This is a genomic window from Butyricimonas synergistica DSM 23225 (genome assembly GCF_000379665.1).
GTDB classification, from domain to species: Bacteria; Bacteroidota; Bacteroidia; order Bacteroidales; family Marinifilaceae; genus Butyricimonas; species Butyricimonas synergistica.
Window position 1 is genome coordinate 1702259 of record NZ_KB903359.1, and the last position, 12297, is coordinate 1714555.

At 45.0% G+C, this 12297-nt stretch carries 14 protein-coding genes; 1 reads left to right on the plus strand and 13 read right to left on the minus strand.

Annotation, left to right across the window (positions count from 1 at the left end):
• Nucleotides 1–437 precede the first annotated feature (437 nt).
• From A3CY_RS0107430 to A3CY_RS0107485, 12 genes are all read right to left on the minus strand, one after another.
• Nucleotides 438–1181, minus strand: a complete 744-nt coding sequence (locus A3CY_RS0107430) for a hypothetical protein (protein WP_018337285.1) — start codon at nucleotides 1179–1181, stop codon at nucleotides 438–440.
• Nucleotides 1182–1183: 2 nt separating this feature from the next.
• Nucleotides 1184–2140: a relaxase/mobilization nuclease domain-containing protein gene (locus tag A3CY_RS0107435; protein ID WP_018337286.1), complete on the minus strand. Its 957-nt coding sequence runs from the start codon at nucleotides 2138–2140 to the stop codon at nucleotides 1184–1186.
• Nucleotides 2121–2507, minus strand: coding sequence for a plasmid mobilization protein (locus A3CY_RS0107440; RefSeq protein ID WP_018337287.1), 387 nt, complete (start codon nucleotides 2505–2507; stop codon nucleotides 2121–2123). Before A3CY_RS0107440 ends, A3CY_RS0107435 begins: the two co-directional genes overlap by 20 nt.
• Nucleotides 2508–2690: 183 nt before the next feature.
• On the minus strand, nucleotides 2691–3179 hold the full coding sequence (locus tag A3CY_RS0107445) for a DUF3408 domain-containing protein (protein WP_018337288.1): 489 nt from the start codon (nucleotides 3177–3179) through the stop codon (nucleotides 2691–2693).
• Nucleotides 3166–4053, minus strand: coding sequence for a toprim domain-containing protein (locus A3CY_RS0107450; protein ID WP_018337289.1), 888 nt, complete (start codon nucleotides 4051–4053; stop codon nucleotides 3166–3168). The genes A3CY_RS0107445 and A3CY_RS0107450 overlap by 14 nt, the downstream gene beginning before the upstream one ends.
• Nucleotides 4054–4176: 123 nt before the next feature.
• A complete protein-coding gene (locus A3CY_RS0107455; protein WP_018337290.1) occupies nucleotides 4177–5220 on the minus strand; it encodes an AAA family ATPase in 1044 nt (347 codons plus the stop codon).
• The gene (locus tag A3CY_RS0107460; protein ID WP_018337291.1) at nucleotides 5217–5546 is read right to left on the minus strand and encodes a DUF3853 family protein; all 330 of its coding nucleotides are present in this window, start codon (nucleotides 5544–5546) and stop codon (nucleotides 5217–5219) included. The genes A3CY_RS0107455 and A3CY_RS0107460 overlap by 4 nt, the downstream gene beginning before the upstream one ends.
• A 235-nt stretch (nucleotides 5547–5781) precedes the next feature.
• Entirely contained in the window at nucleotides 5782–6909 is a 1128-nt protein-coding gene (locus tag A3CY_RS0107465) for a hypothetical protein (protein WP_155828211.1), read from the minus strand.
• 203 nt (nucleotides 6910–7112) lie between these two features.
• Complete coding sequence (locus A3CY_RS23485) at nucleotides 7113–7394, minus strand: HTH domain-containing protein (RefSeq protein ID WP_018337293.1); 282 nt, start codon at nucleotides 7392–7394, stop codon at nucleotides 7113–7115.
• A gap of 110 nt (nucleotides 7395–7504) precedes the next feature.
• Nucleotides 7505–7843, minus strand: coding sequence for a hypothetical protein (locus tag A3CY_RS0107475; protein ID WP_016563367.1), 339 nt, complete (start codon nucleotides 7841–7843; stop codon nucleotides 7505–7507).
• 73 nt (nucleotides 7844–7916) lie between these two features.
• Complete coding sequence (locus tag A3CY_RS0107480; RefSeq protein WP_018337294.1) at nucleotides 7917–9185, minus strand: ATP-binding protein; 1269 nt, start codon at nucleotides 9183–9185, stop codon at nucleotides 7917–7919.
• Nucleotides 9186–9336: 151 nt separating this feature from the next.
• The gene (locus A3CY_RS0107485; RefSeq protein WP_018337295.1) at nucleotides 9337–10686 is read right to left on the minus strand and encodes a phage integrase SAM-like domain-containing protein; all 1350 of its coding nucleotides are present in this window, start codon (nucleotides 10684–10686) and stop codon (nucleotides 9337–9339) included.
• Between the two features lie 392 nt (nucleotides 10687–11078).
• On the opposite strand from A3CY_RS0107485, the gene A3CY_RS0107490 reads away from it, so the two are divergent.
• Nucleotides 11079–11540 (plus strand): phage integrase SAM-like domain-containing protein, encoded by a 462-nt coding sequence (locus A3CY_RS0107490; protein WP_026207422.1) that lies wholly within the window; start codon nucleotides 11079–11081, stop codon nucleotides 11538–11540.
• A 278-nt stretch (nucleotides 11541–11818) separates the two neighbouring features.
• On the opposite strand, the gene A3CY_RS22900 is transcribed toward A3CY_RS0107490, so the two are convergent.
• Nucleotides 11819–12277 carry a hypothetical protein gene (locus A3CY_RS22900; protein ID WP_040371303.1) on the minus strand — a complete coding sequence of 153 codons (459 nt, stop codon included), beginning with the start codon at nucleotides 12275–12277 and terminating at the stop codon, nucleotides 11819–11821.
• Nucleotides 12278–12297: the final 20 nt, after the last annotated feature.

Genomic DNA, 12297 nt, shown 5'->3' on the forward strand with positions numbered 1-12297 from the left:
AAGGCGTATGGAAAAATACGTTTTACGACAAATCTAATCACTTGCACATTGAATAATGAAACTGACTGATAAACGATTTTGGATATGGTGGCTTGTGCTTCTCATCTTGGCGATTGTGTGTTGTATGGCAGGAGGTTGGAACGAGGATACAGCGTTGCTCGGTGCAGCTTATGCGCTGTCGCTGCTATCGACATGGCTATGTCACAGAGTCAGACCGAGAGCTGCGTTTGGCAACCTGATTGTGATGATATCCTATAATGCCATATTGAGTTACAATCTTGTCTTCAATAGCCACTATGGAGCCGGATTGACATGGTGGCTTTTCATACTGCTGCTGAACACCATCCATTCAATCTGTTTGCTGATTTTTATCCTCATATCCTCTAAAAAAACGGAAAACTGCCGAGAGTGAATGTTGACTCTCGGCAGTTTGGAAATTATTTTTCAGTCGGGTTGAAATAGAGGAAGGTTTCTTCTATGTGTCGGGATTTTTCGAGCTGGCGGGTGCGGTTCTTTATTGAATCCTGTTCCTGCGGTGTGCCGACTGCAAATGTTTTTTCTCGGCGGAGCATATCTTCCTGTTCCTTGCCTTCCCACCAGAGCCTTTCGTAACGGTAGAGCCATTCGACATCTTTTAGCTTTGAGTTTTCTTTGAGCATGTAGAAGAATCCGTAGCCGAATCCTCCGGCGGCGAGGACTGCGATTACGAAGATGATGTATGACCACTTGGGGATTGCCGCCCAGACTGCACCGTTGACAAGATTGTAGATGCGGTGCATCGCGGTGTCTGCGGTTGCATCTAATTTCTCGTAACGCTTGTTGACTGCTTTGTCGGCTGCTTTCTGTGCAATTTTTTCTATCTGTTCATCCGATATTTCCGAGGCAGGATTAGGTGATTTTTGAGGTGGATTTTCTGTATATAGTTTTGTCACAACCTCTGCCACATAGTCAGTCATAAGATGTAGAGCCTTGTTTACCACTCCGACGATATTCTCCTTTGTTGCGATATTGTCCGGAAGCACAACCTTGAACTCTGACGGCATCGCCTGTGCTTGTGGCGGCGGCGTTGCCTTCGCCTTGGTTTCGAGGGTCTCAATGCGCGTGCCGTGGTTGGTAACTGTCTTTTGCAGGTCGTCAATCTGCTCACCTTGTTTCTTGACGTCATCATATAGCTTTGACATATTCAGATTCTTCTTGATTTGCGTTTACGTTTGGCTTCTTCTTTCTTGATGGTGTTTTGAAACGCCTGTTCCTCCGGGTCGAAGCCGGGGCCGAGAGTGAACAGATTTCCGATTGCCCCGACGGTGGCTTCAATCACATCTTCCACAAGTGAGGACTTCTGCGTCGGTGTATATTCGACTGTTACTTTGGGGCGCGTCGTAGTGTAATCAGACTGTTGTTGCCCATGTCTGCGGTTAAACTCAAAGAGGTTGTTCAGGCGGCGATATGTGAACGCACGGTCTATTTTAGACCCGTTGACCGTTATATCACCGTCTGTAAATTTCACGCCGATGTGTTTGCCTGTGTTGTGATCGTCATGAAATTTTACCTCAATTCCGGCACAGGCGAGGCGTCGCAAGAACTCATCCCACGACTTACAGCCATAAATCGCCTGACTGATCCGCTCCTTAAATACCGGAATTATGTCCTCGTATTTCTGTTTCAGCGGCGAGTATGTGAGTCCGTATTTGTCCTTGATAGCCTTTACAACACGGTCGCTGCGCCTGAAATTGTTGCGTTCGTTGACTGCCTTGCCTGACATATCCACACGGTTATAGACGATATGAAAATGCGGATGTTCGGTTTCCAGATGGCGCACGACAAGATACTGGGTGTTCTTTATTTCCATGCCTTCCATATACTCTTTTGCGAGCTGAGCCATGAATTCATCGGTCAGTCTTGACGCATCGGCGGTGTCAAAACTGATGGAAATATGTCCTGCCGGATTCTCCTTGTCGGGCATAAATCCATGTATCGCTTCAAATGACTGCACCATTTTCGCATAGCCGGAGGTGAAAATATTTTCGCTTCCGATGATGCGCCATGTGTCGGGGGTATATTCTTTGGGGTCGTGGAACTGGCGCGTCACATACCCCACGACATCGTGAAACGTGCCGCTTTTAAGTATTCTTGCAAACATAGTCAGTCTCTTTATTAGGTCTCAATTTTTTGAGAATGTCAAACATCTTATCGATGACGGCGGCTAATTTATTGGCCGCATTGCGAAGTTTGAGCTGATGAAAACAGGTCATTGCCTGATTGAAATCGGAACTGAGATTTAGTATTCCTTTGGCAATTTCCTTTTCAATCTCGCTTAGGCGACTGACGATAGTGAGACGGAAAGCACCGTGTCTGACATACTCCGCCATCTTTACTCCGGCGGCTTTTGACCGCTCCAGAAGGTCGGAGTATTCTGCATCGTTCAGTTTAATTGTCACCACATGGGTGCGCTTCTCATCGGTCGGTTTTGAGGGACGACCGCCCTTTCTGACAGTTGGTTTACTCATAGTAGACATTGTTGTGGTTTATGTGAATTGGGAGGTAAAGAGCGGCTTATGCTGCGCAGTTTCGGGAAGCATTTTCGGAGAAAAAGAAATCCCGAAACATATCCTTGCCTTCCCAATTCACTACGTTCATCGGGAAGCTGCCCCACGATGTACCCGGTGCAGTGGTATCCCGACATTATCATCTCAGAGTTTACGCCATATTTCGATGTCGTCGGCATAGAGATTGAGATGCTCCAAGAGGACGGCGTTGATGTAGCTGCCGACTGTGGTATCACGGTCGCCGAGGATGCGGGCGATGCGTTCAAGCTTCTCCCATACGCTGTCCTCTATGTTGACCGGATGACGCTTCTCCAGCTTTGCCGGCGTGAGATAGGTAGCCTTGAAATCGGCGTAATCCGATTTGCGCTGCTGCTTTCCGATACGCTGTTGCTTCGGTAGCTCGGTAGTGTGGATTACGGCTGTTGCCTCCGTTGCCGTCTGTTCGTTGCCAAACAGATTGTCTGTGTTGGCAGGAGAAGTGCTGTTGACAGCGTTGTCGCTGTTGACTGCAGGAGTGGAGTTGGTAGAGTTATCGGGTTGCATAATAATTTGGGGGTTAGAGGTTGATACTTGGTTTTCGGGTGCATCGGTCAACTTGGTTGACTTGGATGCGGTGGATTTATTTGTTTTCATTGGAAATTTTGTGTTTGTTGAAACTTTGGTTGACGATATAATCATTCAAGTCGTTGAACTCGGAGTAGAGAGTTGAGCGGTCAATCAGGATTGAGCCATACATGGCTGTCAACTCGGATAATGCTGTTTGTCCGGCAGTGTCGTTGTCAAGATAGCAGTTGATTGTTTTGTAACCTCTGAGATAAGGCATAACCTTGTTGACATTGACAACCGAGTTGAGTATGATTGCATCGGTTCCGCTGACTATGCCGAGCGTGAGCGCAGAGAGATAATCAATAAATCCCTCGAACATGGCACACTCTGTTGACGGGCCATCTCTCGCCCACGGCAGATATGAGATGTCCTTGCGTCTCCGGCAACCTTTGAAATATCGGTTGCGCAGTTCCCAGCCCCCACAGACATTCTCAAATGCCACGGCAAAATATGGTTTGCCGTTGACACTGTAATGAGCCTCCTTGCAGTTCGCCGTGGCGATGTGTGCCGGAATACTACGCTCTTGGAGGTATGCGACAAGTGCGCGGTGTTCCAGTGGCACGACTTCAAACTGTTCCACACTCGGTGCAGAGTGTCGCTGGGGGAAAGAGGAAGCGACTGTCGGCACCGATGGCACCGGGTAGCTGTCAGCGATGCAGCGCAGTATATGGCGCAGGTCGGTTGGCTGATACAACTCTGCGGCAAGGTCGATGATGTTGCCGCCTCTGCCAAGTCCGAAATCATACCAGCAGTTTAGCGCGGTTTCGACCTTGAATGACGGTGTATGTTCCTGTCGCAACGGCGACTTATACCAAAGCCTCGTTCCTTTTCTCACCGCCGGTTCATGTCCGAGTCGGGACAAGAAGGCGGCTAAAGGGATTGATTTAATCTCTTTTATCATGGGTGCTAAAATGTTTGGGTGAGATGGTTCTTGGTTTGGGCCCTATTATATATGCCCTTTTCTAAACCAGACCAGAATTGTGGTTTTCTTTCTCCGCTTTGCTACGAAAGCGCTTCGCGGTTATCAATAGTAGAAATCCGGATTGTAGATATACTCTCGGTTCTCGTAGCGTATCATGCCCTTGTTGTCAAGAAAGGTCTTTAAGCCCTTGATCTTGTTGTTAGAATACGAGTGTCCACAGGCGGCATATCCGGCCTTCAATGCCGCCTCGAAATTGCGACACCCTTTAATCGGCCCGTTGGCGAATACCACGCCCAGTGCCTCGCGGTGCTGTTCCTCGGTCAGTTCCTTATAGGGATAAGGGTCTTTGGCTTTCTTGCCCGGCTCTGAGAAAACATATCCGATGGCTATCTCCGGCAGCCCATAGTCATTGACACGGAAGGCAAACGGGTCGAACTCGGCGGCGCGTATCATAGCGGCACATACCTCCGAAACAGCGTCATCGGTTTTGCTTCGACTTATCTGGAGCACAGTCTCCGCCTTGTTGTTCAATTCGGTGCCAACATGACCACGGGCGTTATCGTCGCTCTTGTTGAGATGCAGAACCGTGTGTATGTGTATCTGATACTTGTCAGTCCACTCCATCAGCTTGCCGATAAGGTCGGTTGACTCCTTGGCGCAGTTGATGTCATACATCAGGTCACGCACACCATCGATTACGACAAGACCAACGCCGGGTGTATTTATTATCGCCTGTTCGATGACTTCAAGGCGCAAGGAGGGTGTAAGCTGGCGCAGTGCCGCGAATTTCAGATGCTCCGGGTGGGTGTCGGTCGGCAACTTTGCCAGTCGCAACGCTCGCTCCATAACCTTCTGACAATGATACGGGCTTTGTTCGGTGTCGAAATAAAGGATTGTGCGTTTGTCATCGGGGAACTCTGCGGTGTAGCCCAGTACTTTGCCGTTGACGAGCGATGCTCCGACAATGGCGGCGACATTGAATGTCTTTTTGCTCTTTGCCTTACCCGTCGAAGCAGAGAAATTGCCGAGTGTTCCGATAACGTTGCCGTTGGCATACAGCACCTCCGGCGCAGTCTGAATCTCATCGGTGATTCTCAACTGCTTTTCCTCCCAAAGTCGGAGGATGTCTTGCTTCACTTCGCTCACGCCTCACCTCCTTCCTTTGAGGCGTGAATAAGGTCGAGTGCTTTCTGGGCGTCGATGACGATTTTTCTGCCATTTTGAGTAATGGCATCTTTGATTACGCCACTGTTCTTGATACGGTGTGCGGTCGCTTTGCTGCACTGGAGAAGGTCGCATAGTCCTTTGATTCCGTAAACGAGCCAACGCTTTGCTGTGGTGGCAACATTTTCGTCAGAGGTTACGCTTGCGGGTGCGGGTGGGGTCTTGACAAAATGAGAGTCAAGTAATTCTAAAAATTGTTCTCCGGTGTACTGCCAGAGAGGAAGTTTGAGTAACTGGTCTTTTGTCATACGCAGTGTGGGGTTGAGTTATACTTCCGCCCTCAGAGAGCGTATCCGAGTATCTCCCGGACACTGCAAAATTACAACCGGTTATGAGTGGTATGTATGTGGTGTCATATCGTTTGCAAACGAATACTACCCGCCAGAGTATCAAGCTCTAACAGGTAGTCTAATAAGGTCTCAAAAGTGGAATTTCAAGTGGCGAAAGTGGTGTGTGAGTGGTATCACAGAGTCACACAGAGTGTCATGCTCGTTTTTTATGATTTTTGAAGATTTCATCCACCTCGTCAGCGTAAGCCCGACTCGATGCGCTGGCATCGCTTCCACGGGGGTGACAATACTTCTTTTCGTAGTAACTCCATTCGATACCGAGGTGGTTGAGAATGTCCTCGCGCCATGCGGTTTTGTGTTTAGCGGGAACAATCTCATATAGCTTCGATACGAGATAACAAGCCTTGATGGTCTGTTTGGGTCGTATCTTTATAGGCTCATGCTTGCCGTGGAGATTGAGCGATGAATGAAACTGGGTTTCTGTCGGATTGTCGAATACGTCGTTGCACACCTCATATAACTCGGAAATGAGTATCATCGGGAATAATTCGCCTTCCCAGCATTTGTTATCCTGTTTGTCAAGATTTGTCTGTTCATTTTTTTCTTGCAGAGGCGTCAAAAAACTTCCACTACGGAGCATCATGTTTTTCTCGAATGTTTGTCCTAATTTATTATGGAGCTTTATTTCGCATGGTGGGAAGTAACGCTCGACCTTATTGAATAATTTTATGCATACATCACGGAGACGACTGTAGAGTGGCGGCATCTCCTCATTGAGAAACTCGTCAAACTCGATGCTTTTCTGAAGACTTTCAAGGAATTTCCGTTTACGCTTGAGCCAACGCTCCCTGTGTTCATCAAGATGGTATGCGAAAAGCTCGCGGTTGACATCGTTCATTGTGCAATCGGGAGGCATTGGCATCTTTCCTCTTGCAATCAATGAACCTTGATATAGTTGTGCATCAATTTTCAGAAGTTCAAATTCATTGAAAAGACGCTTGATTTCATACTCATCAAAATCGTCTCTTTTCGACCGGTCCTTTTTATCAAGTTCCCGGAATGTATCATAGAATGTATGAATTCTACACGCTATCTCTGCACAAAGATTTCTGACGGTATCGGCAAGTATTCTGCCAACTTCGCCAAGTGCATGGGTCTCTATAACGACCGATTCAAGGTCAATGGAATACAACTTCTTGTAAATCTCCGCTATCTCCTTTCGACAGAGCAAATCTGATTTTGCAATCTGAGGAAATTTGATTTCCTGTCTCAGTTTTTCCAAGACCGGTACAACATCGCGGAATGTCATTGGAGGTGGCATAGGGTGGTGTTGAGTTTTGAGCGTTAATAAATCGTGAGAGCCAATCAATCTTAACAATACATGTTGAAATGTTATGAAATTTTAGCACTCAGTAACTCAAACAACCGTCAGCCGCCAAGTGTTCACTACCTTGCTTTAATATGCATTAGACTCTCTAAGAATAAAAAGCCTTGACATCATTACCTATCTTGAGCTTGTCTCCTTCATTTATTAATAACCCAATATCCCTCTTTACGACCGCCCTCACGAGATACAATTCCAATCTTTTGAAGATAATCTATATCTCTACGAACTGAGCGATATGTAATGGTCAAAGATTCAGCTATCTGTGGCATCGTAGCAGAGGGAGTTTCCTCCAAGAGATGGATTATATCCAGTTGGCGTGAAGTCACTTCTTTCTGCTCTTTCTGCCCCTCTTTCTGCCATCCTTGTAAGACAGTTGAATTATTGGATTTAACTATCTTCAATTCGAGCTTTACCTGCATCAGCTCAGGTTGCTCAATGAGCTGCGGCTCTAACCAGTGCTTTTCCTGCCAGGCATTGAGAATGAGCGGGAACCCGGAACCGAGGTTCTCGCCGTAGCCAATGTTGAGACTCAGAATCCACTTCTGTTCATTATCTCTCTTATATTGTCAAGGGCTTTCTTTTGCACCTCATCTTGTAAGACTTTATCCGTCAGTTGCACTATGCGATTATTACATTCGGATAGGGCGGACGAAATGCCTTCAAGATAGCGGGTGTGATTGTTATTTGGAGAGTATAATTGGGCAAAGGCGGCTAACCTATATTCCGATTCAAGACGATCCTTGACAAAAAGGAGCGAGGTGAGCTTTTCAATGCTATTTCCTTTTGATACAAAATCGGCGAACTCTCTCAAAGGATTTCCTTTTGGAAAAAGAAGCTGTATTGCTTTTATGAAGTCTGATTCTGTCATATTTTACGTTCTAAAGATTGTTATTCTATGCTGTTTAAAGCAGGATTGGAGGAGTTAAAAACGAGCGATGTGGTTATATCAGAAGCCATTTGTAAGCAGCACAGACATCAATGACTTGTCCCTGAACATCCAATACACGCTCCTCAAAGGCGGTGACCAAAGTCAATTTGTCACATTTTAGTGATGTCCCGGCTTTCACCAAAGCAGAAGTTTCGCGATTGAGAGTTTTTTCCGAGGATATGTCATAGGAGACCTGTACAAGTTCAACAACCGTTGCTCGATGGCAGACTACGAAATCAACTTCGTAAGACTCCGTTTTGTGATAATAGACATCGTATCCGACTCCATATTTTCTGCATAACGCCAAATAAACCAGAGATTCAAGCCTCCATCCAAAATTATCTTTTGCAAAAGCATCCTTTCTGGCGTTCATAAGCGATACATCTATGGGGTAGCATTTCGCATTACGAATCCGCTCGCTGCTTTTGGTAGAATATTTGCGTAACTGTTTCAGGAGATAAGCCTGATAAAGGTATCCGACATAATTCTCAACGGTTTTGTCATTTTTGAAATTAAAAGTCTTCTGCAAAGCTGTATATATAACTTCGCATGGAGCATTATTCATAAGATGATGAGACAGTGACTTAAAGGCATCTTTGTATCTTACCTTAAAACGCTGCACGATGTCTCTTTCCAGAATATTTGAAACCAGTGTATCTATATATTCCTCGGCAGTTTCTTCTCCACTGATTATCTCCGGAAAACCACCTGTCTCCATGTACTTGTCAAATGCTCTGCGAAGTAAGGCGTCAGTTTTTGTAGAAAGATTCGTTGTTTCCACTTTCTTCATTTCGCAAAATTCACGGAACGAGAAAGGAAATAATTCGATTTCATTGTAGCGTCCGGTGAGATATGTGGAAAGCTCGCTACTAAGTAGTTTCGCGTTGCTGCCGGTTATAATCAACTTCATCCCGTGCCGGAGCAGTCTGTTGACAAAGAGATGCCAGCCCTCTATATTCTGTGCTTCGTCAAGAAATAGGTGGGTGAAGTCACCATAAATCTGGTATAGGCATTTTAATACATCGTTCAGATCATCAGCAGACAAACGAACTAAACGCTCATCGTCAAAATTCACATAAGCAAATTTTGCCTGAGCCTTATTCAATACATTGAAACACAATGTTGATTTTCCACTACGGCGCACTCCTATTACTACCTGAGCCTTTTTACTCTCAAGTTTAACCATATCTTCTTCCTTTCGTTTGCAAAAGCAATGGGAACGAAGTGAGTCAAGCTCTTCTCGTTGGTCACGTAATATTTCAAGCAGTACTGAAGTCTCCATTAAAGTCTTGTATTTATGGTGCAAAGATAATAAAACTTCGGTAAATCGTCAAATTCTTACATTACAAACTACGATAATTAGATGTATTTGGAATATGCGAACTACGATAAACCGACATTTCTGTTGTAAAAGTTGGTCTATATCAACTTCATCATATCGGAGGCACGATGAAGATTTTTTCATTAAATGCCTGCATCATCGCCGGAGTCACATTGGAAATGTAACCGGCGAGAAGCGCCGATACTTCCGATGTGGCGTGTCCGACGGCATAGTCTATGTACGCTGTCATGACTCCATGATGCGCCAATGCCGAAATAAAAGAGTTGCGGGCATACTGCGGCGTAACGGGCTGGATGCCGAGAGATTCGCAAACATCTTTTATGTTTTTTGAGATCCGGCGATTGAAGTCGTGGACGCGGATAGACTTCTGTTCATCAGTGACAGCATTGAGGAAGATGTCAGGGAAAACAAGTTCACCGGGGTTATATGGCGAGGCATACGCATCGAGCAACAGCCGTAACTGTGGAATAATCGGCACAAAGGTTTCATCAAGCTGCTTGCCCACCGGTTTGTTCGCCCGGTCAATCTTGGAACGGATGAAAACAAATTGCGGAAATCTCTGCGAGACTGCCGCTTTTTCAGTCCAAACAAGTTTTGCCATATCTATGGTGTTCATACCGTTGAGACAATAAAGGAGCAGCCAGCGTCCTACGGCACGGGCATATTTTGACTGTTTATCAGGAGCAGCAAGCCAATATTCCCATAACTTCAATATTTCTTCCACAGTCAAGGCGTTCAAGCGGCGACGGTTGCCGGCATGGATAAGACCTTTGAAATTGGGTACCATAGTGGTGTGTCCGTCTTTATAAGCCTGATTGAATACTGCACGAGTGGCGCGGAGAATTACCATTCGCGTGTCCAAAGAGAGGGGCTGATCCGTGCCGTTTCGTGCTTTCTGTTCATCAAGCCATTTGGCGAAGCGTGTAATTATGGCGGTATCGACAGCACCGAGAGGAATGGGTTTATCCTTACGGAATAGCTTGAACCAGTCAAGGGCAGAAGAATACATCGCGCGAGTCTTTACTTTTTCTTTAGATGCGCCGAGTGCCGCCCAATAAGAAAATGTATCGTCCGCCCTCATCGTTTTTTCGGTCACTTTCCCCTCAGACTTTTCAACATGGCTTTTGAGGTCGGCAACCGAGAAGCGGTTGAGTAAAATAAGTTCGTCTGTTTTGGCACATATCTGGTCAAACACCTTCCGGAGTTCCTTTCTGGTTTCAATGGCGGCATTTGATTTTGAGAACAACGCCTCATACTCTTTCGTTGACGATACCTTAAATCCGGTTGTGAAATATCGCCGTAACCGCTGATGAGTGACGCAGACTGTCAACGGCACAGATTTGCCTGTGTCGAATTTATATCTGTTGTCCGGGGCGAGAACGATATATATCGTTGCTCCTGCGAACCGTCGTGATTCATCGCTAAAAAGTGCCTTGTTCATATAGCTGTGTTCAAAGTTGTGTTCAAGTTTTTATCAGACCTGCCAGACCCTATAAAACAATCAGGGAGCGTGTTCAGCAAATGGGATTTGAACACATTTTGAACACAACCCACGAGTTTCAAGAGGTCTCATACAAAATTACAAACTTCTTTTAATACCCGCAAATATCTGATAATCAAATTACATCTTATTAATGAAATTTCATATGGTTTCGTTCAACATCATGCCGTCCACCTACTCATAATCAGGGGGTCCTTGGTTCAAGCCCAAGTGGGACCACTTCAAAATGAAGCAGTTACAAAATCAAAAATGTAACTGCTTTTTTGTTTTTAGAGTGAAATGAGGGTGTTTCGGGTAGGATGTTTAAACCATGTTTAAACCAGATTTTAGACATGAATACTTCTGTTTCAGTAGTTTACTACACATCAAAAACATTAAAGAATGGAAATCATCCGTTAATGCTAAGAGTTACTCAAAATCGGAAACCTAAATATGTGAGTTTAGGCATTAATATTCATCCGAATTTTTGGGATATAAAAAAGAATAAGCCTAAAACTAATTGCCCCAATTACATGGCAATTCAAAGACTTATTACAGACAAAATCAAAGAATATACTGATAATATTGTCAATTTACAAATTGAAAAGAAGGACTTTACAGCTAAAACACTAATAGAGAAAGTAAATAAGCCTGTAAAGAGAATGAATGTAAATGATCTCTTCTTACAGGAAATAGCCCAACTAAAAAAGGAAGAAAGAATCAGGTATGCAGAATGTCATGATTACGTGTACAAATCTTTGCTCAAATTTAATAAGCATCTGGATATATACTTTTCAGATATTGATGTACCTTGACTAAAGAAGTATGAAGCATGGAGTCAGTTCTTCCACCTTCCAAGGGTGATTGAACAAATATAAATCCCAGGTAATGTCGGAAGAAAGTTATAAACGCTTATCTTTACTGATACATATCCAAAAACTTTATATCGATGACAGACAAAGAACGTCAAAAACTGTAACGCTCATGCAAGGAAGTTGAGAAACAAAAAGTACTTGTAGAAGCTCACGAGTTAATGCTGGAGCTAGCTAAAGACCGTCTTCATGTTGATGTAAAAAACTACGAGGAGATGCTACTAGCGGGATATCATGACGTGACGGTCGGGTACTTGGAAACGAGGGACGCCATGTATCAACCGGATTCGATGATCATTAAAGCGGAACTTGACCCCGGTTAGGACGCAAGGCAAATAGAGTTTCAAATACCGTAGCAAAGCACCTCCATCAAGGGGGTACAAGGAACTGCGCCAATCCGGTATTCCATAAGAAGCATCGAGAGCAATCATCCCGAGGCAGCCGATCAATTCACGATGCAAGGGAAAGGCATCGTGAACGAGGGCTACACGGTTGATCTGGATTCCATGTACACCGTGATCGTAAAATAAAATCCCATCGCACCCCTTCAACGGGTAAGCGATCCAGCATATCGAGAGCAATCGGAAAATGTTTCCTTTCTGAAAAGTACAGCAAACACATTTTCGATTGCTCTTTTCCAGTGTAATATAGTTATCCGGACATTGAAAAATAAATAACATCCAATAAATATCAAAGCGGA

What these genes read in the sequence shown, in the direction of transcription:
- A3CY_RS0107490 (WP_026207422.1), top strand. Translation starts at nt 11,079, where the DNA reads ATGAATACTTCTGTTTCAGTAGTTTACTACACATCAAAAACATTAAAG.
- A3CY_RS0107480 (WP_018337294.1), bottom strand. Translation starts at nt 9,185, where the DNA reads ATGGAGACTTCAGTACTGCTTGAAATATTACGTGACCAACGAGAAGAG.
- A3CY_RS0107435 (WP_018337286.1), bottom strand. Translation starts at nt 2,140, where the DNA reads ATGTTTGCAAGAATACTTAAAAGCGGCACGTTTCACGATGTCGTGGGG.
- A3CY_RS0107440 (WP_018337287.1), bottom strand. Translation starts at nt 2,507, where the DNA reads ATGAGTAAACCAACTGTCAGAAAGGGCGGTCGTCCCTCAAAACCGACC.
- A3CY_RS0107465 (WP_155828211.1), bottom strand. Translation starts at nt 6,909, where the DNA reads ATGCCACCTCCAATGACATTCCGCGATGTTGTACCGGTCTTGGAAAAA.
- A3CY_RS0107450 (WP_018337289.1), bottom strand. Translation starts at nt 4,053, where the DNA reads ATGATAAAAGAGATTAAATCAATCCCTTTAGCCGCCTTCTTGTCCCGA.
- A3CY_RS0107445 (WP_018337288.1), bottom strand. Translation starts at nt 3,179, where the DNA reads ATGAAAACAAATAAATCCACCGCATCCAAGTCAACCAAGTTGACCGAT.
- A3CY_RS22900 (WP_040371303.1), bottom strand. Translation starts at nt 12,277, where the DNA reads ATGTTATTTATTTTTCAATGTCCGGATAACTATATTACACTGGAAAAG.
- A3CY_RS0107475 (WP_016563367.1), bottom strand. Translation starts at nt 7,843, where the DNA reads ATGACAGAATCAGACTTCATAAAAGCAATACAGCTTCTTTTTCCAAAA.
- A3CY_RS0107460 (WP_018337291.1), bottom strand. Translation starts at nt 5,546, where the DNA reads ATGACAAAAGACCAGTTACTCAAACTTCCTCTCTGGCAGTACACCGGA.
- A3CY_RS0107430 (WP_018337285.1), bottom strand. Translation starts at nt 1,181, where the DNA reads ATGTCAAAGCTATATGATGACGTCAAGAAACAAGGTGAGCAGATTGAC.
- A3CY_RS23485 (WP_018337293.1), bottom strand. Translation starts at nt 7,394, where the DNA reads ATGCAGGTAAAGCTCGAATTGAAGATAGTTAAATCCAATAATTCAACT.
- A3CY_RS0107485 (WP_018337295.1), bottom strand. Translation starts at nt 10,686, where the DNA reads ATGAACAAGGCACTTTTTAGCGATGAATCACGACGGTTCGCAGGAGCA.